This is a genomic window from Streptomyces sp. NPDC008001 (genome assembly GCF_042958085.1).
Taxonomy (GTDB): domain Bacteria; phylum Actinomycetota; class Actinomycetes; order Streptomycetales; family Streptomycetaceae; genus Streptomyces.
In genome coordinates, this window is the sequence record NZ_JBIBIZ010000001.1 from 840444 (window position 1) to 862919 (window position 22476).

Consider the following 22476-nt stretch of genomic DNA (forward strand, 5'->3'; position numbering starts at 1 on the left):
CACCGGTGCTGTCGCCTTCGTTGCTGCTCACGGTACGTGCCGGGTCGGCCGGCGGGCGCCGTCACCCGGACGCCCGCCACGACACGCTCAGCCAGTTCCGTTCCCCGGTCCGGACTGTGCGAGGAGGCGCCGGAGCCAGCGGGTACGGGCGTCGCGCGCGTCCTGGCTGAGGGCGGCGCGGGGCGCCAGGCCGTCGAAGCCGTGGTAGGCACCGGGCCACACGTGGAGTTCGGCCTGGCCGCCGGCCTGCCAGATCCCGTTCGCGTAGGCGACGTCTTCGTCGCGGAACATCTCGGCCGACCCGACCTCGATGTAGGCCGGGGGCAGCCCCGAGAGGTCCGTGGCGCGGGCGGGGGCCGCGTAGGGCGCCAGGCCGGCAGCGCCGTAGCGGTCGCCCAGCAGCGCCTTCCACGCGGTCGCGTTGGAGGTGAGGTCCCACAAGCCGAGGCCGGACATCTGACGGCTGGAGAAGGTGGCGTTGCGGTCGTCGAGCATCGGGCACAGCAGCAGTTGCCCGATCGGTGCCGGTCCGCCCCGGTCACGAGCCAGCAGGGCGAGGGCTGCGGCGAGTCCGCCGCCGGCGCTCTTCCCCCCGATGACGATGCGGTCCGGGTCGATGCCCAGTCCGGTCGCGTGCGCAGCTGCCCAGACGAGTCCCGCGTAGCAGTCCTCCAGCGGCGCCGGGTACTGCGCCTGCGGCGCCAGCCGGTACTCGACCGAGATGACGGCCAACTCCAGTGGGAGGGCCCACTCGCGGAGGATCCGGGGGAGCACGGACCACGCGTTGCCCATGATCATGGCGCCGCCGTGCATGTAGTACAGCAGAGGCAGAGGTCCGGAGAGCCCGGCGGGCCGTGCGCTCACGAGGGTGACGTCCGGCCCGTCCGGCGGACCCGGCACACGGAACTCCGTCACCTCGAAACGGCCGTCGGCGCGAAGGTCTTCGGCCGTCGGTCTGGGCCGGGCCGTGGCATCCCGCTCCTGACGGACCGCAAGGTTGTCCGGAGTGACCGGTTCCCACGGCTCCGGGCCCATGGCAGCCAGCACGGCGCTCAGTTCGGGATCGAAGGGGGGTGCGGAGAGGGGCGCGGCCTTCGGTGCCGGGGTGCGGCCGGGCTCCGAAGGCGTCCGGCGGACGCTCATGCCCCACCCTCCGGCCGGGCGGCGGGACGCCACCCGGCGCCCCCGCGGAAACAGCTCGGCTGCATATGTGTGCCACTAGGGAACGCTCGTCTGAGACCCATGAGCCGTAGCCAATCACACCGCAACCGGCGCACCGCCGCGCATGCCCGCCGCGGCGGTGGGTACGCCACCTCCCGTACGGTACGGGGGAGTCGCGGAAGCGGCCGAGGGACGAAGGGTGTCGGACGTGATTCGAAAGCTGCAGGCGGTCGCGCTGGACTGCGCCGATCCGGTACGGCTCGCGGAGTTCTACGCCGAACTGCTCGGCGGCCGGGTGGTCGTGGACCCTGATGATCCCGACTGGATCGAGGTGCGCGGGTTCGAGGGAACGCCCCTGGCCTGCCAGCGGGTGGACGGCTACCGGCCGCCCGAATGGCCCGGCCAGCAGCACCCGCAGCAGCTCCACCTGGACTTCGACGTGGACGACCTCGACGGGGAGGAGGAGCGGGCGCTCGCGCTCGGCGCGACCGTGCTGGAGCGGACGGACCAGCTCCGGCCCGAGGCCAACTGGCGGGTGTACGCGGATCCGGCCGGCCATCCGTTCTGCCTCTGCCGCCACTGAATGCAAACTCCGGTGCCACGGCTCAACGTTCACAACACGCTCTGGTGACTGGGCGTGACAAGAGTCTCCGGCACCGGCTGATCTGCCACCACCTACGGCCGGGGGCGGCCGCCGGAACGCCGCCTCCCGGCCGTCGCCGGGACTGATGGTCACCCCGGCCGACGGCATCACTTGCCGGAGACGAGCTCGGCCAGATGCTGCAGCGAGTTGGTGAGGTGCTCGGGGCCGAACGGCGGGAACTTGATGTACTCCCGGATGCGCTGCGGCACCGCCGACCAGTCGTAGGTGAGCGTGACCTCGGTCTCCGACGGCCCGAGCGGCACGAGGTCGTAACGCCACATCCAGCCGCCGAACTCCAATTGGCCGTCGGCCTTCTCCTGCCCCGTCAGCCAGCCGATCGCGTGCGGCGGCTCGAACACCTGGACCTTGTTGGCCACCTGGTAGTCACCGTCCGGATGGTTGGGGTGATACATGTCCATCCGGAACACCTGACCCTCCTCGGTCAGCGGCGCGCGGTCGGCGGCTTCCTGGACCCAGCCGGTGCCGTCGATCGCAGCATGGGTCGTCGGATCCGCCAGCACCGCGAACACCCTCGTGGCGGGCACGGCGACGGTCAGGGTGGCACTCACGTTCTCCTGGTCCACGATGTGCACGCTCCTTCTCATCTCGTCCCGGGCCTTCCCGCAGGTGCGGAAGGGAGACGTTCCCATATGCGTCCCGCGACACGCCACTGCAGTTGTGTCCACGCGCATGCCGTGCCGGGAGGTCACGCCTTCACGAACAGCCTGTCCAGGTGCTGGTCGATGGCGGCGAGCGCGTCCTGGGGGCGGATCACGTTCAGTTCGATGAGGGGGGTGAAGCCGGTGAGGGCGAGGAGCAGATCGGTCTCCACGGCCGGGTCGCGCTCGGCGCTGATGCAGCCGTCGGCGATCGCCTGGCGGACGAGTTGCTCGACGAGGGCGCGCCCTTGGAGCATCCCCTCGCGTGCTCGCGCGCGGACGTTCTCGTCGTGCAGTGCCTCCAGCACGTAGGCGGCGCTCATCCGGCTGGTGGCGCGGGCGTCGGGGTGCAGCGGGAGGGTCTCCGTGAGCATCAGCCGGAGCACGTCGCGGGGGTGCGGCCGGTCGCCGAGCTCCTGGACGCCCCGGCCGACGCGCAGCGCGGTCTGCTCGGCCGCGAAGTCCATCGCGAAGGCGAGCATCGCCTCGCGGGAGGCGAAGTAGTGCTGCACCGCCCCGTGGGAGAGGCCGGCCTCCTGCGCGACCTCGCGCATGGTCAGATGCACCGCGCCGCGCCGCTCGACCACCCGCCACAGTGCCCGGGCGATCGTCTCGCGGCGTTCGCGGTGGTCCACCTGCTTCGGCATCGTCGGCCCTTCCGTGGCTCTCCTTCTCGGCCGTCGCAGTCTACCCGCGTTTTCTTACGGTTGACATAATACAGTTGGCCGATAACGCTGGAGCCCTTCGCAGGAACGATCGGGGAGGGGAAGCAACATGCCTGAACAGCCATGCGTGCGCACCGCGGAGGGCCTGGTCGAGGGCCGCCGGCGCAAGGGACACGCGGTGTTCCGCGGCATCCCGTACGCCCGGCCGCCGGTGGGAGCGCTCCGGTTCGCCGCGCCCGCCCCGCTCCGGCCCTGGGACGGGATACGGCAGGCGGCGGAGTTCGGCCCTCCGGCGCCGCAGTCCGTTCCCCTCCCCGGCCCGCCCGCAGCAAGTCCGGCGGCGGGGACCGACTGGCTGACGCTCAACGTCTGCACTCCGGACCCGGGAGCGGCGGGGCTGCCGGTGCTGGTGTGGATCCCCGGCGGCGCCTACGTGGCGGCGGACTCCGGCGACGCGATGTACGACCCGGCGGCGCTGGCCGCCGCGGGGCTCGTCGTGGTGAGCATCAACTACCGGGTGGGCGCTGAGGGATTCGTCCTGCTCGAAGGCGCGCCGCCCAACCGCGGTTTCCTCGACCAGATCGCGGCGCTGGAGTGGGTGCAGCGGAACGTCGCCGCGTTCGGAGGGGACCCGGGCCGGGTCACCGTGGCCGGGCAGTCCGCCGGGGCCGGATCGGTCGCCGCCCTGCTGACGATGGAGCCCGCGCGCGGGCTGTTCCGGCGGGCCATCGCCCACTCGGTCCCGGGATGGCACTGCACGCGCGCGCTGGCGGAAGACGTCGCCGCCGCGCTCGCGGACCGGCTCGGCACGGCTCCCACGGCCGAGGCGCTGTCCGGCGTCGATCCGTGGCGCCTGGCCGGAGAGCTCACCGCCCTCAGCGCCGGCCTGCCCGGCCGCCGCGAGAGCTGGGGGCGGCTGGCCCGGGCCGGCATGGCCGTGTGCCCCGTCGTCGACGGCGAAGTCCTCCCGGAAACGCCCTGGCCCGCGCTGGCCGGCGGCCGCGCGAGCGGAACCGGACTCCTGGTCGGCCACACCCGCGATGAATTCCGGCTGTTCAGCGTCATGACCGGACGGCTGGGCACCTTCACCGACCAGGACGCCCGTACCGCCCTGGAGCTGTTCGCCCCGGCACCCGAGGGGGCGGCCGCCTACCGGGCCGCCCACCCGCACGCCACCGCGGAGGAACTGCTGGAAACGGTGTACTCCGACGCCCTCTTCCGGATGCCCTCGCTGAAGCTGGCCGAGGCGAACACCGCGGCCGGCGGCACCTCGTTCCTCTTCGAGCTGCGGACGGGCTCGCCGGCCATGGGCGGGGCCATGGGCGCCTGCCACAGCCTCGACGTCCCCCTCGCCTTCGGCACCCTGGACAGCCCCACCGGCAAGGGGCTCGTCGGCGACCGGCCCACCCCCGAAATCCTCGCGGTCTCGGAGGAACTCCGGCAGGCGTGGATCCGCTTCGTCACCACCGGCACCCCGGGATGGGCCGCGCACCGCCCGGACGAACGGCTCACCCGCGTCCTGGAAGGCGAATCGAAGACCGCGCCCTACCCCGAGGAGGCCTCCCGCCGGATCTGGGAGGGGCACGCCCCGGCCCCCTTCGACCTCGTACAGCCGTCCGGTGACCGCGCCGGTGCGGACAGGGCGGCCGGCGCGTTCGCCGGCGGCTTCACGAACCCGAGGTGAGGTGCAGGGCCACCACGACTGCCGCCAGCACCCCGGCCAGCGCCGCGATCAGGACCGAGGACGTCACCACGTACGTGGTGGCGATGCTCGCCGTCACTCCGTTCACGAGCGCCACGACCTCTGTGGAGCCGGTTGTTCCGCCAGGGTGCCGTGGGCCGTCATTGCGCCTCATGAGTGCCTCGCCTTCGTCGGGACTGTTGTCCAGAAGGGGCGGAACGCACCGTTCCCGTGCAAGTGCTGCGGGCCGGCGGGCCTTTGCACACTTCCGGTCCCCCACGGACCAATAAGGGTGTGACCGACCCGGAGGAGGTGGCTGCTTGAGCCCCCAAGGAGATCGCGGAGTCGAACCCGCCGAGGTGCCGGGTTTCGCCGAATTCTTCACAGCGGAGTATCCGCGGGTCGTTCACAGCCTGATGAGAGCCGGTGCGACTTTTGAGGAAGCCGAGGACGCCACGCAGGACGCCATGCAAGAGCTCCTGCGCACGTGGGCGGACTGCAAGAACCCCGCGGGCTGGGTCCGGACGGCAGCGTGGCACGCGTACTGCAAGAAAGCCGAACGCAACCGCAGGCGCCTGGCTCTGGAATCCCGCAACGCCCGGCTGGCGGGCTCGCCCCTGCCGGCCCGGCCGGAACCGGACGAGCACCAAAAGGTGCTGGAGACCCTGCGCGGACTGCCCCCTCGGCAGGGACAGGTCCTGGCCCTGCACCTGGACGGCTACTCCGCGCAGGAGATCGCGGCGCTTCTCGGCGTGAAGGCGAGCACGGTCCGCAGCAACCTGCGGCACGCGATCGCCACACTGCGGAGCTCACTGGAGAACTACGAGGAAAAAGAAGGAGGTTCGCATGGCCGCAAGGGATGATCACGGTCTCGCCACACGCAAGGCCCAGCCGAAGTCCACCAGAGTCGCCACGCAGCACGTGCACCCGGCGTTCGAGCGATTCCTCCGGACCGTCCGGGCCGACATCGAGAGCCGGCTCGCCCCGGACGAGGTGGAGGAGCGGCTGCGCCGCCTGGTCGCACCGGCGCCGCCCGCACCGGCCGCGGATCGCACCCGGAGGGCCGGTGTCCACCGCTTCGAGTCCCAGGCCGGCTGGGCCGCTTACGGTTATCACGTCATCCGGCTCTGGCTGCTCGCCATCGCCGCGGCCGGCCGCCCCCGCGCGCGTCTCCGGCGGGACGACATCGACGAACTCGCGGTGGAGACGGTGGCACGGGCACTGAGCAGCTTCCGCGACCAGGAACTGCACCCCCTTCCGGAACCGCAGGCGGCCGATCCCGCGCTGAAGACCGCTTTCCTCACCGAGTGCGTGCGTCACCTTCCCTACGTCGATCGAAGCCTTCACCTGATGACCGAGCAGGTTTCCTTCGAGGAATTCGAGGACACGGACGACAACGATCTCGTCGGCGCGCTGTGGGACTGCGTGACCACCGGACAGGCGGAGGAACTGCGCCGCGCGGCCCGGGATGCGGACCGGGAAAGGGAAAAGGAAAGGGAAGGGAAAGGGGATGCGAGTGGGGACGGGGATGGGGACGGGGACGGGGATGGTGAAGGCGGCGCCGACGAGATCGTCACGCTGACCCCCATCGCCATCCGCTCCGCAATCCAGCAGTACCCGGAGGCAGTGGCCCCCGGCTCCCTCACCTGACCCCCTCACATGACCTGTCTTCACCTGCCCCTCCCTCATCTGCTCCTCTTTCGCCCGACCCTTTTCCATCGGCGCACCACCGGACGCAAGGTGGCACATGAACGTGAACGTGCACGACGTGAAAGTGCGGCAGATCCTCCGGCGCTCGTACGAACTCGACCACGAGCACTACGCGGTCGGCATCGAGATCCAGCCGTACAAGCTCACAGGAGTCGTTGTCGCGGCCGACGGCGCGGTGCTGGCACGCTCGCGTCGGCACCTCACGGTCATGGACTCGGCAGAGGTGGTGAAGCGCGTGGCCGAGCTCGCGGAGAACCTCGTCGACGACAGACTGGGGTGCGCCTTCCCCAGGAGCAGGGTGTGCGTGGGGGTCCAGGTCGGCGGGCCCGTCGACCCGGACTCGGGAAGGGTGCTCCACCTGGTCAACGGCCCCGACGACCACCGGCACGAGAAACCTCCCCCGTACGAGTGGGAGGACGTCCCCCTCGGTGCGGAACTGGCCTCCATGCTGGGCTGCGCCACCTCGGTGGAGAACGACGCGCACGCCTTCGCCGCGTACGAGCAGAGCCTCGGCGTGGGCCGCATCGGCGCGACGTTCGGGGTCGTGCTCGTCCGCGACGGCGTGGGCGCGGGAATGGTCGTCCGCGGCGAGCGGCTGGCCGCCCCGGTGGAGTTCGGACACCTTCAGGTGTGGCCGAGGGGCCGCATCTGCGACTGCGGGATGCGCGGGTGCATCGAGAGTCAGGTCGGCAACCGGGCCCTGACCGCCGTGGTCAAGGAACGGACCGGCCGGGAACTGGACGGGCTGGAGGCCGCGATCGCGCTCGCCGACAGCGACGGCGTGCAGGCGCGCGAGGCGGTGGCGGCCTTCCGCAAGGCGGGAACCTCCATAGCCCGCGGCATCGCCACGCTCCTCACGCTGTTCGGGCCCACCCATGTCGTGGTGTACGCGTCGGAGGGCCTCATCGGCGGCGGGCCCGGGCGCCGGGCGGCGAACTCCTTCCTCGGCGCGATGCGGAAGTTCCCCGCGTACACGTTTCAGATCAGCAGGGACTGTCAGCTCGTCACCAAACCGCTGGATGCCGTCCGTGGCGCGCACGGCGCCGCGCTGATCGCTCTGCAGAGTCGTCTCGGCATCCGGCTCCAACCCCGGTAGGAGTGCCCTCATGCGCCCACGACTCCCCGACGGCGGCCGGCTCGCCGTCGGACTCGACATCGGCGGAACGAAGATCGCAGCAGGAGTGGTCGACGCGGAGGGCCGTGTCGTCGACCGCGTCCCGCCCGTGCCCAGCCCCTCCGACCAGGCGGCCATCCTCAAGTCCGTCTCCGTCCTGGTGGAGGAACTGCGCTCCCGGAATCCGGGGATCGCCGCCGTCGGAGCGGGGGCGGCAGGACTCGTCGAGTGGCCCGAAGGCCGCATCCGGACGGCCCCCAACACCGCCTACCACGACGTGCCGCTCCGGCGGCTGCTCCGGGAATCCACCGGGCTGCCGGCCGTCGTCGAGAACGACGCCAATGCCGCCTGCTGGGCGGAGTACCGCATGGGGATCAGCGCTTCCCACATGGCCTTCATCACCGTGGGCACGGGTGTCGGCGGGGGCCTGGTCCTAGGCGGCCGCCTCTTCCGCGGGCGCACCGGGATCGCCACGGAGATCGGGCACATGATCGTCGATCCGCACGGCAGCGAACGCTGCGGCTGCGGCACCGTCGGCTGCCTCGAACCACTGGCCTCCGGGCGGGCCCTCGGCCGCTACGGCACCGCGGCGGCCGCGGCCGACCCCGGCGGGACACTGGCCGCGCTCGCCGCCGGTTCCGGCGGGGTGACCGGGGAAGCGGTGACCGCAGCCGCGCGCGCCGGTGACCCGGCGGCGCGGGCCCAGCTCGAGCGCCTCGGCCACTGGCTCGGCATCGGCGTCGCGACGCTCGTCAACCTCTTCGACGTCGGGCTGGTGGTGGTCGGCGGCGGTGTCGCCGAAGCCGGCGAGCTCCTGCTGGCCCCCGTCCGCGCGAGCTTCGCCCGCTACGTCACCGCCGCCGCCCACCGCGAACTCCCGGCCGTCGAACCCGCCCGCCTCGGCCCGGAGGCCGGATGGATCGGCGCCGCCCTCCTGGCCCTCGACCACGAGAGGGAGGACCCGGCCGGCGGGGAGTGAGGCCCCCGGTGTCCGTCCATCGGGTGAGCGTCCGCGTGTCCGGTGCCGCACCGGGCGCCGGACCGACCACTCTTCCTGGACAGGTCCGTCCGCGGGCGACGGGCGGCGGACCCGTCCGGGCACCCGGGCCGCGCGGGAGCACGACCGTGCGCAGCGCGCCGCGGGTGGCCGGAGGAGGGACTGTGAGCGGAAGCGGCGGATGGGCGGTGGCTGCCGTGGCCGCCGTCACCGGGGGATACGCGCTGGTCTCCCGGTCTCCGGCCACGAGCTTCGTGTCGGCGCCGATGGTGTTCACCGTTGCCGGGGTGCTCATCGGCCCGGCCGGCCTGGGCCTGCTGGACCTGGAGCGCGACTCCGGGCCGGTGCTCGCCCTCGCCGAAGCGGCCCTGGTGCTGGTGCTGTTCACCGACGCCGCCACCGTACGGTCGGAGGAGTTCCGCAGCGGCTGGTTCCTCCCCGTCCGTCTCCTCGTCGTCGGACTGCCGCTGACGATCGCGGGCGGTGGTCTGCTCGCGTGGGCGCTGCTGCCGGGGCTGACGGGCTGGGAGCCGGTGCTCGTCGGGTTGATCCTCGCGCCGACCGACGCGTCGGTGAGCAAGGCCGCCGTGTTCGCGCCGCGCATCCCGGCGGTCGTGCGGCACGGGCTCAATGCCGAGTGCGGCCTGAACGAGTGCCTGGTCCTGCCGGTGTTCGCCGTCCTCCTCGCCACTCTGCCCGGGACGCCGGCCTCCCACCAGGGGGTGACGGGGATCCTGCGGCACGTGCTGCTGCTCAGCCCCCTGCTGGGTCTGGTGGCCGGGGGCCTCGGCGGGATGCTGCTGAGCAGGTCGTGGGCCGCGGGCTGGGTCACCCGCGACTGGCGCCCGATTCTCCCTCTGGCGCTCGCCGCGGGATCGGGGGCGCTCGCGGCGGCCATGGGCGGCAGTCCCTTCGTGGCGGCGTGGGTGACGGGCTTCGCCTTCGCGGCCGCCCTGCGCGCGGGACCGCCACCGGGCTCCGTGCCGGAGGCCGGGGACGACACCCTCGGCCCGGTGGAACACCTTGCGGCGCTCCTGGCCTCGCTGGGCTTCCTGGTCTTCGGCGCGGTGCTCCTTGGGCCCGCGCTGGCGCACCTGGACCCGCACGTGATCGCCTATGCGGTGCTGAGCCTGACGGCCGTACGCGCCCTGCCCACGGCCCTCGCGCTCGTGGGCAGCCGGTTGAGTCCCGCCACCGTGGCCTACACCGCCTGGTTCGGCTCCCGTGGCCTTCCGTCCATTGTCCTCGGGCTGGTCGTGGCGGCCGAGGAGGCGCCCGGAGCCCGGGCCATGGGCACCGCGATCGCCGTCACCGTCGGCCTGGGCATCCTCCTGCACGGGGCGTCGTCCGTTCCGCTGGCCGAGCGGTACGGGCGGTGGTACGCGGCGGCCGCGTCCCGCCGGCCGTCGCTGCGGGAGAGCGTCGCCGGGAGCCTGCCCGGCGAGCATCCCCTGCCCGAGTGGCGGAGGCGCTGACGCCGGACCGGCGGCGCGGACACGCCGGACCCGGGTACGTACGACAGACCCGGGTACGTCCGTCGCACCCGGGAACGTCAGGCGCGCCGGGCCACGACGCGGCCGCTTCGTACGGCTTCGGCGAGGGCGCGGAAGTCCTGTTCGTTGCGGTCGGCGCAGGCCTCGGCGAACTCGGCCAGGGCCCGTTCGAAGGCGTCACCGCCGCCCAGGTACGAGGCGATCGCGATCCGGTCACCGGACCGGGCATGGGCGCGGGCCAGCGTGGCGCCGCACAGTTCTCCGTAGGCCTGCAGCCGGCCGGGCGGCATCGTCTCGGGCCGGGCCGTTCCCTTCCAGTCGCGCAGCTGCCGGACGTAGAAGTCGCGCTCCTGCCCGTCGAACCCGGCGGCGCGTTCCCAGCCGAGGAGGATGTCGCTGACGGCCTGCATCAAGCGCTGCCCGCAGACCACGCGTTGTCCCTCGTTGGCGTAAGGGCTCGGGCGCACGTAGGGCGCCAGCACCGACGGGGACGCCTCCTTGGCCTGCAGGATCAGTGGATCGTCGTCGTCCCGGCCGAGCATGAGGACGATCCAGCAGCGGGTGCCCACGCTGCCGACGCCCACGACCTTGCGCGCGGCGTCGGCCATCCGGAACTGCTCCAGGAGGTGCCGGCGGTCGGAGGCGAGGCTGCGGCCGTACCGCTCGACGAGCAGGCGGAGGCGTTCTTCGAGCTCGGCCCGGGGGTCACCGGCCATCAGGTCGCTCAGCGGAACGATCAGGGGCGGATCGGCGGCGATCCGCCGGGCGCCGTCGACGACCACGGTGAGCTGCCGGAAGGCGTGCAGGTGGTCATGGCTGCGAGCGGACTCCAGCCTCCGGGACATCAGGCGGCGTCCCTGCTTGCCGAGCCGGTCGGCGAACAGCACGCGCAGGCGCTCGGTGTCGAAGTGCGCGTACCACACGTCGAGGTTGCCCATCCCGGCGAAGCCGCGCATCGCCTCCCGGTAGGCGCGCACGGTGCCGCGGACGACCTCCCTGCGCCGCTTCTCCGGGAAGCCGTTCTCCCGTCCCGCTACGGCCAGACTGGCGGCCAGCCGCTTGACGTCCCACTCCCACGGCCCGGGCAGGGTCTCGTCGAAGTCGTTGACGTCGAAGACCAGGTGGCGCTCGGGCGAGGCGAAGAGCCCGAAGTTCAGCAGGTGGGCGTCGCCGCACAGCTGCGCCTCGATGCCGGTGGCGGGCCGGCCGCCCAGGTCCGCCGCCATGACCGCGGCGGCACCGCGGTAGAAGGCGAACGGCGACTCCAGCATCCTGCCGTAGCGGAGGGGAAGGAGTTCCGGCACGCGGTCGGCGCCCTGCCGTTCGAGGACCTCCACCGGATCGGCCCCACTGGTCCGGGGCCCGAGGCCGGCATGGGCCGAGCGCGGCAGCCGGCGGCGAACGGCCTTGCCGCGCGCCGCGCGTTCGTAGGGTGACGGATGGGCTTCCCGGGCACTCACGGCAGTCTCCGTTCCTCCTCGCGCCGGCGGGACCGGCGGCGCACGAACCAGAGGGTCGCCCCGAGCAGGGAGGCCGCGACGAGGACGATCAGACAGGTGCCCCAGAACCCGCCGGCCAGCCGGAACCCCGCCGCTGCCGCCGCTGCGGCAGCGGCGAAGGGCGCCAGCGCGAGGGCGAGCACGCGCAGAACGGCGGCGAGGCCCACCGTCCCGGGCATGTGGGCGAGCCGCTTCCGGTGCCGGAGCCGCTCCCCTGCGGCACCCGGGGTGTAGTACTGCGCGGCCTTCGTCGCGAGCCGGAGGGTGTTCTTGCGGTAGAGCACCGCGAGTGCGGGCACCCAGATCAGCGGCAGCACCATGCCGACGAGGAACAGGACGACGATCGGGGCCGTCGACACCACCCTCTGGAACGTGCTCTGTTTGCCGCCGCCGCCCACGAGGCCGAGGATCTCCGCCATCCGGACGATCAGCGACCACCGGGTCCGCCGCGGGATCCGGCCGTGGCTCCCGGTCGGATGGCGCTTCACCTTGCTCAGAGCTTCGGTGGCCGCCTCCGTCGACGGGTACACGTCCTGGAGGACCAGCAGGTCGGCCACGCGTTGCTCGCTTCGGGGGTCTTGGCCGGCGAGGACGGCAAGTTCGAGCACCATGCGGGCCTGGGAGAGCAGCGCCGCGACGAAACTGACGGGCATGAGCACGATGAACGGGCCGCCCAGCACGGCGCCGTCGGCGATCGTCATGTGCGTTCCGTGGGCGATGACGTCCTGACGGAGTTCGTCGTCCTTGGCCTCGGGGCTGTTCTGCCGGCGGCGGGCCACCGAGGTGGCGGCCCGGGGTCCGAACCTGCGCACCGCGAAGAAGGCCAGTTGCTCGGGCATGTGCTGCGGGTCGGCCCAGATCATCGGCAGCAGGGCCTGGGCCTGGACCGTCGCCGACCCGGCGGTACGGTCCGGCCGCGATCCACCGGTGGTGCGTTCGCCGCCGTTCATCAGCCCCACTGTGGGCCCGGCGTGCCGGGTCCGCCTCACCCGTTCCGGGTGAGGGTGGCCGCCCCCGCGGGCGGCGACCATGGGCGGAAGGGGCCGAGCCGTGAGCGCTGGAGGTGCCATGGGGCAGTCAGCCGGCCGTGGTGGGGCCGGGAAGCGGTGGAACGCGCGCCTGGCGCTCGTGTCGGCCGCCGGCGCGGCGGTGCTGCTGCTGTGCGTGGCGGGCCTCCGGAGCGTGGCGCTGGTGGCCGTGGGAGCGGCTGGCCTGGCCGTTGCGGCAGCCGCCGGGTGGTGGGCGCTCTCGCACCGGGGCGTCGTGAGGGGCATCGCCCTGGTCCTGGTCGTGGGAGCACCGGTGGCCGTGCTCGTGTCGTACGTCGCGGCGCGGCTCCTCTGGCTCGTCCTCGTCTCCCTGGGACTCTGGGCGCTGGCCGCCGCCGCGGGCTGGGCGGCGCTGAGGAAGGACACGGCCGCCCCGGGGACGGCCCCCGGTCGTCCGGTCCCGCCGCCCCGGCATGCCTGCCTCCTCATGAACCCGCGCTCGGGCGGCGGGAAGGTGGAACGGTTCCGTCTGCAGGAGAAGGCGGAGGCGCTCGGCGCGGAAGTGGTGCTGCTCGGCCCCCGATCCGGGGACGTCGCGTCCCTCGCCCGCGACGCCGTCGCCCGGGGCGCGGACCTGCTCGGTGTGGCGGGCGGCGACGGGACGCAGGCGCTGGTGGCGGAGGTGGCGGCGGAGCACGGGGTGCCGTTCGTGGTGGTGCCGGCCGGGACGCGCAATCACTTCGCCCTGGACCTCGGGCTCGACCGGGAGGACCCTTCCCGGAGTCTGGAGGCGCTCACCGACGGGGTGGAGCTGCGCGTGGACCTCGGGCGTGTGGGTGGGCGCGTCTTCGTCAACAACGCGTCCTTCGGCGCGTACGCGGAGGTCGTGCAGAGCCCCGCGTACCGCGACGACAAGGCCGGCACGCTCATGCGGCTGCTGCCCGCCGTGCTGACCCATCAGCACGGCCCCCGGCTCACGGTGGGCGCGGGGTCCGTCACCGTCGACGGCCCGCAGGCGGTGCTGGTGAGCAACAACCCGTACCGGGTCGGCGACCGTGCCGGGCTGGGCCGGCGCGACCGGCTCGACGGCGGAGTGCTGGGGCTGGTGAGCGTCAAGGTCGACAGTGCCGTCGAGGCGGCCGATCTGCTCCGCGGCCGGCACGCGCCCGGCCTGGTCACGCTCGCCTCCCGCGAGGTCGTCGTCGACGCCGACGGGCCCGAGGTGCAGGTCGGCGTCGACGGCGAAGCGCTGGCGCTTCCCACCCCCGTGCGCTGCGTGTCGGAGCCCGGTGCGCTGCGGGTGAGGGTGCCCCGGCACCGCCCGGGGGTCCCGGCGGCGCGACCGCGGCTGGACTGGCGGCGCCTGTGGGGGCTCGCGTTCGGCGCCGGCCCGTGACCTACCCGTCGTCGGCGGGCCTGCGGGCAAGGGCTGACTGGACGGCCCCGACGACGACGTGGGCGGCGACGCCGACGAGCAGGACGTCGCCCACCATCTGCAGCATGGCGACGATCCGCGCCGGCTCCGAGCGGGGCGTGATGTCGCCGAAGCCGACGGTGCTGAACACCGTGAGCGCGAAGTACAGGGCGTCGGTCCGGTCAAGGGGCTCGCTGAACCCGCCCGGATCGGCCTGCGCCATGACGTGGTACGTGGCCGCGAAGATCAGCAGGAACAACGGCACCGTGGTGGCCAGCGCCTGGACGGCCCGCAGGCGCGGCCGGGGAGACCGCAGGATCGACCGGATCTGCCAGGTGAACAGGGCCGCCACGGCGGCCAGGCCGAGCACGAGGCTCACGGCGGTGCTCCCCTCGAACCTCTGGTCCAGGGGGAGGAGGTAGTAGGCGAGGACGAGGCCGCTCGACGTGCCCAGGGGGCGCAGGACCGCCCTCACCGGGCGGCTTCCCTGGTCAGCCGCTCGGCCGGCAGCCGGCGGGTGAACGGGAAGGCACCGAGAGGGATGGCCGCGGCGGCCAGCACGGCGGCCTTCAGGGCGTTGAGCTGCGCCGTGGCGTAGGAGTCGACGAGCGCGTCGGTCTCCGACGGCGGGAGCGAGGCGCGTCCGGCGGCGGCGCGCACCTGGTCCGTGCTGACGAAGCTCACTCCCGCTTCCATGGCGATGCCTGCCTGGTGGCGTACCGCGTCCGAGATCTTCGGGTTGTCGCCGATCTGCGTGGTGAACGCGTGGACCAGGGCGCCGATCAGCAAGGAGCCGATGAGCGCGGTGCCCAGGGAGGAACCGAGGTTCTGCGCGGTGTACTGCAGGCCGCCCGCCTCGCTGCGTTCGGCCTCTCCCACGCTGGACTGCACGACGTTGCCCAGCTGGGAGGCGAGGAGGCCCATGCCCAGGCCGAGGACGGCCATCGCCAGGCCGAAGGAGAGGTTGTCGATCCGTGGCTCGATCGTGGCCAGGAGCCACACCGCCGCAACGACGAGCACCAGCAGGCCGCAGCGCACCACCGTCCTGGGGGCGGCGATCCGGCCCAGCAGCGGTCCGGCCATGGCGGACAGCAGCATGGTCACGGACACCGGCAGCAGGCGCAGTCCGGTCTCGAAGGCGTTGAAGCCCTGGACGACCTGGAGGTACAGCGGGATGACGAAGAACAGGCCGAGCAGGACGAGGTTCTGGCAGAGCAGCATGGTCAGCCCGGACCGCAGCGGCGGGACCGCGAACAGCGACAGGCGCATCAGCGGTTCCCTTCCCCGTGCCTGCTGCCGCCGTTCCCAGGCGCAGAACAGCCACAGCAGCACGCCCCCCGCGGCGATGACGAACACGGTGGGGGAGAAGCCGACGACGGTGAAGGGCGGGTTGCGGGGTTTCAGCCATCCCCAGGAGCTGCTCTGCAGGACGCCCAGCACCACGAGGGCCAGCCCGGCCGCGGACAGGGCCACGCCGCCCTTGTCCAGGGGGGTCCTCGGCTCCTTCGGGACGTCCGGGATCCACCGGACGACGCACAGCATGGCGATGACCACCACGACCTCGCCGGCGAACACCAGCCGCCAGGTCAGGTACGTCGTCACCCAGCCGCCGAGCAGCGGCCCCACCGCGATGCCGGCGCCGGCCAGCCCTCCGATGACGCCGTAGGCGATAGCCCGTTCCCTGCCGCGGTACGCGCCGGCGACGAGCGCCGCGAGCGCCGGCAGGACGAGCGTGGCGCCGAGCCCCTCGACCACCGACCAGCCGAGCGCCAGCACCCACAGGGACGGCGCCAGGGAGGTGACGGCGGACCCGGCCCCGTAGACGACCAGCCCGGCGGCGAAGGCCCGGCGGCGTCCGAGCGCGTCGCCCAGCTTCCCGCCTGTGATCATGAAGGCGGCCATGACCAGGGTGTAGAGCGTGATGACGGCCTGGATCGCCGTGACCTCGGTGTCGAAGTCCTCGACCAGCTTGCTGATCGACACGTTCATCACCGACGTGTCCAGCACCATCAGGAACTGGGCCGTCCCGAGCACGATCAAGGCCCGCCATCGTTTCACGCCTGCACCCTCTTCGCTGTCGGTGCGCCCGGTGGGGACGAGCGGCCCCTTGATCGCACCCTAGAACCGCACGCGGGCGGACCGGCGTCTTGGGCGGGGCGTGTCGCCGGTCCGGCCCGGAGGCCGGACCGGGCCCCGTGTGCGATCACCGGCCGTGCGTGGTCAAGATGGAGGGAGCGGTCCGCCGAGGCGGACCGGCCGCAGGTGAGGGCACTCACAACGGCTCCCCATGGCACGGCGGTGATCGGATGCCTTCGACCGGACTCCCGCCCCCCGGCGACGGGTGCGGAACGAGACTGGCCTGGTCGGGCGACCCCCTGCTCGCCGCGAAGTTCACGGTGCCCGCGGCTCCTCCCCACCACGTCCCCCGGCCCCGGCTGCTCGGCAAGGTCAGTGCGGGCACACGGGGGCCGGTGACGTTCGTCACCGGCCCCGCGGGCGCGGGGAAGACCACCGTCGCCGCCGCGTGGGCGCGGGACGGCGAGCCCCCGGGACCCGTGGCGTGGCTGACCCTCGGCACCCACGACGGAGCGCCGGGCGTCTTCTGGAGCTACGTGGTGGAGGCCCTGGGACGCGTCTCCCCCCGGCTGCGCGACGGGGTCGCCATGCCCGCCCGTCCCGGCAGCGTCGGCACGTCCCTGCTGACCCGCCTCGCCGCCGCGACGGAGCGCCTGCCCGGCCCCGTGGTCCTCGTGCTCGACGGCTTCGAAAAGGTGGCGGGCCGGCGCGTACCGGCCGGCCTGGAATTCCTCCTCGACCACTGCGGGCCGCTGCTCCGGCTGGTCGTGACCAGCCGGATGGACCCCCTGCTGCCGCTCCACCGCTACCGCGCTGAGGACCGGCTGACGGAGATCCGCGGCGCCGACCTGGCCTTCACCCCGCACGAGACGGCCGCCCTGCTGCGCGGGCACGGCCTCGGGCCGGGGAGCGACGTCGCCCGGGCCCTGACGCGGCGCACCGGAGGCTGGGCCGCCGGCCTGAGGCTGTGCGCCCTGGCCATGGAGCGCACCGGTGATCCGGACGGCTTCACGCGCTCGTTCACCGGCACCGAGCAGGCGGTCTCCGGCTACCTGCTCGCCGAAGTGCTCGACGCCCTGCCGCCCGCCACCCGGGAACTGCTGCTGCGCGCGAGCGTCCTCGACCGCCTTCACCCGGACCTGGTCAACGCGCTGACCGGACGCAAGGACGCCGAGGCGGTCCTGGCCGGACTGATCCAGGAGAACGCCTTCCTCGACCCCGTCCCCGGCACGCCCTGGTGCCGGCTCCACCCGCTGTTCACCGAAGTGCTCCGCGCCCAGCTGCGGATCCGGCACCCCGGCCTCGTACCGCGGCTCCACGCCCGTGCCGCCCGGTGGCTGGCCGGCGAAGGGCGCGTCACCGAGGCGCTGGAGCACGCCGCGGAGGCCGGCGACTGGCAGTACGGCGCCTCCGAGGCCGTCCGCCACCTGCTGGCCGGGGCCCTGTTCACGGCCCCGGAAGGCGAGCGGGTCGAGCGGGTCTTCTCCCGCATGCCGCCCTCCGTGCCGGGTGCCGAACCCGCCCTGCTGGCAGCCGCCTGCCGGCTGGCGCGTGATGACCGGGCCGGCTGCCGCGAGCACCTCGCCGCAGCCGAACGCCACCTGCGCGGCAACGGCACGGAGCCGGACCCGGAGGCCGGGCTCACCTGCGCGCTGCTGCATCTGCTGTGCGATCCCCGGATGGGTAGTGGGGCGGAAGCCCGTGGTAGGGATGGCGGGGCCGGAGCGGCCGAGGAAGCCGCGCGTGCCGTCTCGGGCCTGATGCGGCGGCTGCCGCCCGAGCGGATCCGGCAACATCCCGAGATCGAGGCGCTGCGGCTGTACGGGCTCGCCGGCGCGTTTCTGGCATGCGGTCGCCTCGCCGACGCCCGCCGCCTCTGCTCCGAGGCCGCCGACGCCTGCACCTCGGAGGAGTCGCTCCCCGTACGGCACAGGTCCCTGGGACTGCTCGCCCTGGCCGAGAGTGCTGCCGGTGCCCTGACCGCCGCGGAGGATCACGCGCTGCTCTCGCTGCTGATCGCCGACCAGTACGGCGCCGGGCCGGACCGCCGGGCCGGTGCCGCCTGCCTCGCCCTGGCCGCGGTCGCGTGCGAACGGGACGACCAGGAAGTGGCCCGGCGCCGGCTCGCACAGGCCCTCGCGTGCCGCGACGTGCACGACGACCCGCTCCTGGCGGCCGAGGCCGCGGTGCTCCGGTCCCGCCTCGAACTGGCCCGCGGGTGCTGGGAAACGGCCCTCGCCGCCCTTCCCCGGCCGGGAGCGGACGACGCGCCGTGGCCCGCCCAGCGGCTCGCGCTCGCACGGTCGGCCGCAGCGCTGGCCCGCGGGGACCACGACGCCGCCCTCGCCGCCGTGCACGGCATCCGTGCCGACGGGCCCGCACCCCTCGTCGCCCTCGCCCGCTCCCACCTCGCCGCCGGACGCACCGACCGCGCTCTGCGGCTGCTGGGCCGCGCCGGGGACTCCCCGGACCTCAGCCTGCCGGACCGCGTGGGCGTCCGGCTGCTGCAGGCCCGGGCCGCGCTCCTGGCCGGCGACCGGGCCACCACTGAGCGCCTGCTCAGCCGGGCACTGGACGCCGCCGGACCCGAACGGCTGCGCCGGCCCTTCCGCGACGCCGGCCCCTGGCTGCGCCACGTACTGGACGGCTCGGGCGGCACGAGCCTCCCGAACACCCACGGCGCCTGGCTCACCCTCCGCGAGGGCACGGACCTCCCCGGCCCGGCCCAGCCCCTCAGCGCCCGTGAACGCGACGTGCTCCTGTGCGTGCAGAGGATGATGTCCGCCGACGAGATCGCCGGCGAGCTGTCCCTCTCCGTCAACACCGTCAAGACCCACCTGCGCAGCGTCTACCGCAAGCTGAGCGTCTCCCGCCGCCGCGAGGCCGTGGAGCGGGGCAGGGAACTGCACATCCTCTGAGGCGGCACATTCTCTGGCGCGGCACATCCTCTGTCGCACCGGCGGCCCCTCGCTTCCACCTGTTCCGGGTGGTGGCAGCGGCGTCCGGCCGCCGCACCCTGGCACCGACGGTGTGCCCCGACAGTGGGAGCGGTGCGACCATGCGCTACGAATTCCGCGTGACCGGCAGCGTTTCCCGTCTCATGGCGGAGGCCTTCCCGGAGCTGAAGGCGGAACCGGTGCCACGGCAGACACTGCTCTCCGGCACGGTCACGGACGAAGCCCATCTGTACGGACTCCTCGCCCGCTTCCAGGACCTCGGCCTGAGCGTGCAGGAAATGCGCCGCCTGCCCGAGTGACGGACGAGGGCCCGTTCACCCGCTGCGGGTGATGCGGCCCGCGCCGCCGGTCGGCCAGCCTGCCGGTAGATCAGCCCGTCGAGCGTCGGTCACGTGCCCGTTCCGGTCGGCACGCGCCTCGCCCGAGGAGGGAGCAGGCCATGAGTCCGCCTCGCGCACCGGGTCCGCAGGGCCCCGGCCCGCTGTACGGCGAAGGCCCCTTGACCCCGAGCGAACGCCGCGACTACGCGCGTCTGCGCAAGCACGAGGCCATGCACCACCGGCGGCTGCGGTACGCGGTGACGTCCGTCCTGCTGCTGCTCGCCTTCGTGCTCTCGCCGCTCGCCGTGGTGGCGGCCTGGGCGAACAGCCAGGTCTCGGACACCGACCGCTACGTCCAGACCGTCGCGCCCCTGGCCAGGGACCCGTCCGTGCAGCACGCCGTCACGGACAAGCTGACCACCCGGGTCGTCGACAACGTCGACGTCAAGGGCATCACGGACGCCCTGAGCAACGCGCTCGCCAAGACCGACGCGCCACCGGGGATCGCGGACAAGTCACACATGCTGGCCGGCCCCATCAAGAACGCCCTCACCACAGCGGTCCACGACGTGGTCGACAAGGTCGTCACCAGCGACCAGTTCGCCGAGCTGTGGGACGGCGCGAACCGGCGGGCCCACGCGGCCGTCGTCAAGACCCTCACCGGCGAGGGGAACAGCGCCGTGCAGGCCAAGGGCGACGCCGTCGTCCTCGACCTGGGCACCGTCGTCGACAAGGTCAAGGCGAAGCTGGTCGACGAGGGCTACGAGAAGGCCGCGAACATCCCGGACACCGACAAGACGATCACCCTGTTCCGGACCGACAAGCTCGACGACGCCCAGGGCGCCATGCGCCTGCTCGACGTCGTCGGGACGTGGCTGCCCGTCACCGCGATCGTCCTGGCCGCTCTCGCCGTGTGGGCGGCGCCCGGCCACCGCGTGGCCCTCATGGCCGCGGCCGTCGGCATCGGCGTGATGATGATCGTGCTCCTGGTGGGACTCGTCGTCGCACGGCGCATCTATCTGGACTCCGTCCCGGCCGGCGTGCTGCCCCCGGACGCGGCCGCCTCGATCTACGACACCTTCGTCCGCTTCCTGCGGAACAGCACCCGCACGGTCCTCGTCACGGCCGTCATCACAACCCTGGCCGCGTACCTCTACGGCCCCGGGCGCGGCGCCCGGTTCGTCCGCTCGGTGAGCGCCCGGGGCACCGGCGCCACGGGCAGGGCCATGGCCCGCTCCGGCCTGCGCACCGGCGCCACCGGCCACTGGCTGGAGACGCACCGGCGCTGGACCACCGGCATCGTCATCGCGGCGGCGGCCGTGGCCCTGATCCTCTGGAACTACCCCACGGCGGCGGTCGTCGCCCTGGTCCTCGGCATCGCCGTCGTCGTCCTGGCCGTCCTCGCGGTACTCGGTGCCGCCTCCACCGTGCACGGCACGGAGAAACGAGAGAACCGATCATGAACCATGACGTGTATCTGGCCTACGACTACCCTCTCCTGGGTGCGTTCTGGACCATTCTGTGGATCGTCCTGTGGGTTTCGTGGTTCATCCTGCTCTTCCGTGTCATCGTCGATGTCTTCCGCGACGACACGCTGAGCGGCTGGGCCAAGGCCTGCTGGCTGCTCTTCACCATCCTGCTGCCCTTCCTCGGCGTCTTCGTCTACGTCCTCGTCCGCGGCCGGAGCATGGGCGCCCGCGAGCGGCGCCATCTGCAGGCGCAGCAGGAGGCGTTGGACACGTACGTGCGGGAGACCGTCGGCGACACGGGCCGCAGGAGCGAGGCCGACGAGCTCATGAAGCTCTCGGAGATCCGGGCCAGGGGAGACATCTCCGACGAGGAGTTCCGCCGGGCGAAGGAGAAGATCCTGCACTGACGAAAGGCCGGTGCGGAATCTGCTCCTCCGCGGGTCAGCCGGTCTGCCGGCCCCCGGTCCGCTGGTGCGCAGCGGCCCGGGGTGTCGGCATGCCAAGCGGCGGGGTCAGGCGGCGGCCGCGAAGGCCGCTTCGAGGCGGGGGACGAAGTCCGTGAGGTCCTGGGCCCAGCAGGAGTAGCTGTGGCCGCCGTTGCACTGGCCCCAGCCGGCTCCGTTGCCGTAGTCCACGTAGTGGTAGGGATATCCGAGGCGGTCCAGGCTGTCCTTGGCGTGTTCCGTCGCCGACTGGACCCAGAACTCCGGATCGGCGGGCCGGCCGTTGCCGTTGCCGGTGTAGAGGGAGATACCCATGCCGGCCAGCCGGTCCATGTGTGCGGAGGGATCCACTTCGTTCCAGCGCCAGTCGGCGTTGAAGACGGGATACGGCGAGCCGAAGGCCGCGTCGCTGGACACCGCGGGCCCGAAGTCGAGAGAGCAGGCGGGGTTGCTGGTGCCGCAGAGCGGGGCGCCCACGTTGGTCAGCGTGGCGACCACGGCGGCCCGCATGACGGCGTGGCGCACGGAGAGGTCGGCCGCGGGGGAGAGCGCACCGACCTGGCTGAACAGCTCGGGATGGGCCTGGGCGTAGTGCAGGGAGCCGAACCCGCCCATCGACAGGCCGGCGATGGCCCGCGCCTTCTTGTCCGCGAGGGTGCGGAGGTTGGCGTCGATGAACGGGATCACCTGGTTGATGTGGAAGTTCTCCCAGTTCTGCGCACCGGCGGCGGTGCTCTGGTCGAGCCAGTTCGCGTACCAGCCCCGGCGGCCGCCGTCCGGAATGACCGTGATCATCGACTTGGCCGCGGTGAGGGCGGGGTAGGCCAGGTTCGGGTTGGCCGGGTCGTCGGACGCGCCGTGCAGGAAGTAGAGCACCGGATAGCGCTCGGCGGGGTTCGCGGCGTAGTCGGCGGGCAGCAGGATCCGGATCCGGTGCTCGCCCTGGACCTCGGGCGTCTTCACCGTGACCACGAAGTTGGTGGCGGTGCCGGCCGGGGCGCCCACGCGGGTCAGACCGAAGCCGTCGGCCATGTCCGGCGGGCCCGGGGCCGCGGCGTGTACGGAAGGAGCGCCCAGGAGGAGAAGGGCGGCGGCCAGGGAGGCAACTGCCGCCTTGGCGCGCGGGAACCGGGCGGGCACGAGCCGGGCGGGCAGTAGCCGGGTGGGCAGGACTGATCTCATCAGC

21 protein-coding genes are annotated in these 22476 nt (G+C 73.1%); 12 read left to right on the top strand and 9 right to left on the bottom strand.

Going from position 1 to position 22476, the window contains the following annotated elements:
- Window positions 1–87 precede the first annotated feature (87 nt).
- Entirely contained in the window at window positions 88–1143 is a 1056-nt protein-coding gene (locus ACFZCD_RS03220; RefSeq protein WP_391827303.1) for an alpha/beta hydrolase, read from the bottom strand.
- 226 nt (window positions 1144–1369) lie between these two features.
- On the opposite strand from ACFZCD_RS03220, the gene ACFZCD_RS03225 reads away from it, so the two are divergent.
- A complete protein-coding gene (locus ACFZCD_RS03225; protein WP_391827305.1) occupies window positions 1370–1744 on the top strand; it encodes a VOC family protein in 375 nt (124 codons plus the stop codon).
- Between the two features lie 167 nt (window positions 1745–1911).
- On the opposite strand, the gene ACFZCD_RS03230 is transcribed toward ACFZCD_RS03225, so the two are convergent.
- Window positions 1912–2388, bottom strand: a complete 477-nt coding sequence (locus ACFZCD_RS03230; RefSeq protein ID WP_391827307.1) for a polyketide cyclase — start codon at window positions 2386–2388, stop codon at window positions 1912–1914.
- A gap of 122 nt (window positions 2389–2510) precedes the next feature.
- The gene (locus ACFZCD_RS03235; protein ID WP_391827309.1) at window positions 2511–3110 is read right to left on the bottom strand and encodes a TetR/AcrR family transcriptional regulator; all 600 of its coding nucleotides are present in this window, start codon (window positions 3108–3110) and stop codon (window positions 2511–2513) included.
- A gap of 127 nt (window positions 3111–3237) precedes the next feature.
- On the opposite strand from ACFZCD_RS03235, the gene ACFZCD_RS03240 reads away from it, so the two are divergent.
- A complete protein-coding gene (locus tag ACFZCD_RS03240; RefSeq protein WP_391827311.1) occupies window positions 3238–4812 on the top strand; it encodes a carboxylesterase/lipase family protein in 1575 nt (524 codons plus the stop codon).
- Here ACFZCD_RS03240 and ACFZCD_RS03245 read toward each other — a convergent pair.
- Window positions 4796–4927: a hypothetical protein gene (locus ACFZCD_RS03245; RefSeq protein WP_391827313.1), complete on the bottom strand. Its 132-nt coding sequence runs from the start codon at window positions 4925–4927 to the stop codon at window positions 4796–4798. The two genes, ACFZCD_RS03240 and ACFZCD_RS03245, sit on opposite strands and share 17 nt — an antisense overlap.
- A gap of 241 nt (window positions 4928–5168) precedes the next feature.
- Here ACFZCD_RS03245 and ACFZCD_RS03250 point away from each other — a divergent pair, with 241 nt between their 5' ends.
- The 5 genes from ACFZCD_RS03250 (at window position 5169) to ACFZCD_RS03270 (ending at window position 10105) form a co-directional block, all read left to right on the top strand.
- Window positions 5169–5672, top strand: a complete 504-nt coding sequence (locus tag ACFZCD_RS03250; protein WP_391827944.1) for an RNA polymerase sigma factor — start codon at window positions 5169–5171, stop codon at window positions 5670–5672.
- Window positions 5656–6459 carry a hypothetical protein gene (locus ACFZCD_RS03255; protein WP_391827315.1) on the top strand — a complete coding sequence of 268 codons (804 nt, stop codon included), beginning with the start codon at window positions 5656–5658 and terminating at the stop codon, window positions 6457–6459. Before ACFZCD_RS03250 ends, ACFZCD_RS03255 begins: the two co-directional genes overlap by 17 nt.
- Window positions 6460–6556: 97 nt before the next feature.
- Entirely contained in the window at window positions 6557–7615 is a 1059-nt protein-coding gene (locus ACFZCD_RS03260; protein WP_391827317.1) for an ROK family protein, read from the top strand.
- Between the two features lie 10 nt (window positions 7616–7625).
- Window positions 7626–8612 (top strand): ROK family protein, encoded by a 987-nt coding sequence (locus ACFZCD_RS03265; protein ID WP_391827319.1) that lies wholly within the window; start codon window positions 7626–7628, stop codon window positions 8610–8612.
- A 182-nt stretch (window positions 8613–8794) separates the two neighbouring features.
- Window positions 8795–10105: a cation:proton antiporter gene (locus tag ACFZCD_RS03270; RefSeq protein ID WP_391827321.1), complete on the top strand. Its 1311-nt coding sequence runs from the start codon at window positions 8795–8797 to the stop codon at window positions 10103–10105.
- 77 nt (window positions 10106–10182) lie between these two features.
- Here ACFZCD_RS03270 and ACFZCD_RS03275 read toward each other — a convergent pair whose 3' ends face one another.
- The gene (locus ACFZCD_RS03275) at window positions 10183–11583 is read right to left on the bottom strand and encodes a DUF2252 domain-containing protein (RefSeq protein ID WP_391827323.1); all 1401 of its coding nucleotides are present in this window, start codon (window positions 11581–11583) and stop codon (window positions 10183–10185) included.
- The gene (locus ACFZCD_RS03280) at window positions 11580–12572 is read right to left on the bottom strand and encodes a hypothetical protein (protein WP_391827325.1); all 993 of its coding nucleotides are present in this window, start codon (window positions 12570–12572) and stop codon (window positions 11580–11582) included. The genes ACFZCD_RS03275 and ACFZCD_RS03280 overlap by 4 nt, the downstream gene beginning before the upstream one ends.
- Before the next feature lie 118 nt (window positions 12573–12690).
- Here ACFZCD_RS03280 and ACFZCD_RS03285 point away from each other — a divergent pair, with 118 nt between their 5' ends.
- A complete protein-coding gene (locus tag ACFZCD_RS03285) occupies window positions 12691–14007 on the top strand; it encodes a diacylglycerol/lipid kinase family protein (protein ID WP_391827327.1) in 1317 nt (438 codons plus the stop codon).
- A 1-nt stretch (window position 14008) separates the two neighbouring features.
- On the opposite strand, the gene ACFZCD_RS03290 is transcribed toward ACFZCD_RS03285, so the two are convergent.
- Window positions 14009–14500: a potassium channel family protein gene (locus tag ACFZCD_RS03290; RefSeq protein ID WP_391827329.1), complete on the bottom strand. Its 492-nt coding sequence runs from the start codon at window positions 14498–14500 to the stop codon at window positions 14009–14011.
- Window positions 14497–16083: an MFS transporter gene (locus ACFZCD_RS03295; protein WP_391827331.1), complete on the bottom strand. Its 1587-nt coding sequence runs from the start codon at window positions 16081–16083 to the stop codon at window positions 14497–14499. The genes ACFZCD_RS03290 and ACFZCD_RS03295 overlap by 4 nt, the downstream gene beginning before the upstream one ends.
- Window positions 16084–16331: 248 nt before the next feature.
- Between ACFZCD_RS03295 and ACFZCD_RS03300 the strand changes: the two genes are divergently transcribed.
- The 4 genes from ACFZCD_RS03300 (at window position 16332) to ACFZCD_RS03315 (ending at window position 21254) form a co-directional block, all read left to right on the top strand.
- On the top strand, window positions 16332–19019 hold the full coding sequence (locus ACFZCD_RS03300; protein ID WP_391827333.1) for a LuxR C-terminal-related transcriptional regulator: 2688 nt from the start codon (window positions 16332–16334) through the stop codon (window positions 19017–19019).
- Window positions 19020–19159: 140 nt separating this feature from the next.
- Window positions 19160–19357 (top strand): hypothetical protein, encoded by a 198-nt coding sequence (locus tag ACFZCD_RS03305; RefSeq protein ID WP_391827335.1) that lies wholly within the window; start codon window positions 19160–19162, stop codon window positions 19355–19357.
- 140 nt (window positions 19358–19497) lie between these two features.
- Entirely contained in the window at window positions 19498–20841 is a 1344-nt protein-coding gene (locus ACFZCD_RS03310; protein WP_391827337.1) for a hypothetical protein, read from the top strand.
- Entirely contained in the window at window positions 20838–21254 is a 417-nt protein-coding gene (locus ACFZCD_RS03315; RefSeq protein WP_391827339.1) for an SHOCT domain-containing protein, read from the top strand. Before ACFZCD_RS03310 ends, ACFZCD_RS03315 begins: the two co-directional genes overlap by 4 nt.
- A gap of 105 nt (window positions 21255–21359) precedes the next feature.
- Here the strand turns inward: ACFZCD_RS03315 and ACFZCD_RS03320 are convergent, their stop codons facing one another.
- Window positions 21360–22472 carry an alpha/beta hydrolase gene (locus tag ACFZCD_RS03320; protein ID WP_391827341.1) on the bottom strand — a complete coding sequence of 371 codons (1113 nt, stop codon included), beginning with the start codon at window positions 22470–22472 and terminating at the stop codon, window positions 21360–21362.
- Window positions 22473–22476: the final 4 nt, after the last annotated feature.

Excerpts from the sequence above, each read along its gene's own strand:
- ACFZCD_RS03260 (WP_391827317.1), top strand. The coding sequence starts at position 6,557 with ATGAACGTGAACGTGCACGACGTGAAAGTGCGGCAGATCCTCCGGCGC.
- ACFZCD_RS03265 (WP_391827319.1), top strand. The coding sequence starts at position 7,626 with ATGCGCCCACGACTCCCCGACGGCGGCCGGCTCGCCGTCGGACTCGAC.
- ACFZCD_RS03300 (WP_391827333.1), top strand. The coding sequence starts at position 16,332 with ATGCCTTCGACCGGACTCCCGCCCCCCGGCGACGGGTGCGGAACGAGA.
- ACFZCD_RS03310 (WP_391827337.1), top strand. The coding sequence starts at position 19,498 with ATGAGTCCGCCTCGCGCACCGGGTCCGCAGGGCCCCGGCCCGCTGTAC.
- ACFZCD_RS03240 (WP_391827311.1), top strand. The coding sequence starts at position 3,238 with ATGCCTGAACAGCCATGCGTGCGCACCGCGGAGGGCCTGGTCGAGGGC.
- ACFZCD_RS03315 (WP_391827339.1), top strand. The coding sequence starts at position 20,838 with ATGAACCATGACGTGTATCTGGCCTACGACTACCCTCTCCTGGGTGCG.
- ACFZCD_RS03220 (WP_391827303.1), bottom strand. The coding sequence starts at position 1,143 with ATGAGCGTCCGCCGGACGCCTTCGGAGCCCGGCCGCACCCCGGCACCG.
- ACFZCD_RS03255 (WP_391827315.1), top strand. The coding sequence starts at position 5,656 with ATGGCCGCAAGGGATGATCACGGTCTCGCCACACGCAAGGCCCAGCCG.
- ACFZCD_RS03280 (WP_391827325.1), bottom strand. The coding sequence starts at position 12,572 with ATGAACGGCGGCGAACGCACCACCGGTGGATCGCGGCCGGACCGTACC.
- ACFZCD_RS03320 (WP_391827341.1), bottom strand. The coding sequence starts at position 22,472 with ATGAGATCAGTCCTGCCCACCCGGCTACTGCCCGCCCGGCTCGTGCCC.
- ACFZCD_RS03305 (WP_391827335.1), top strand. The coding sequence starts at position 19,160 with ATGCGCTACGAATTCCGCGTGACCGGCAGCGTTTCCCGTCTCATGGCG.
- ACFZCD_RS03285 (WP_391827327.1), top strand. The coding sequence starts at position 12,691 with ATGGGGCAGTCAGCCGGCCGTGGTGGGGCCGGGAAGCGGTGGAACGCG.
- ACFZCD_RS03235 (WP_391827309.1), bottom strand. The coding sequence starts at position 3,110 with ATGCCGAAGCAGGTGGACCACCGCGAACGCCGCGAGACGATCGCCCGG.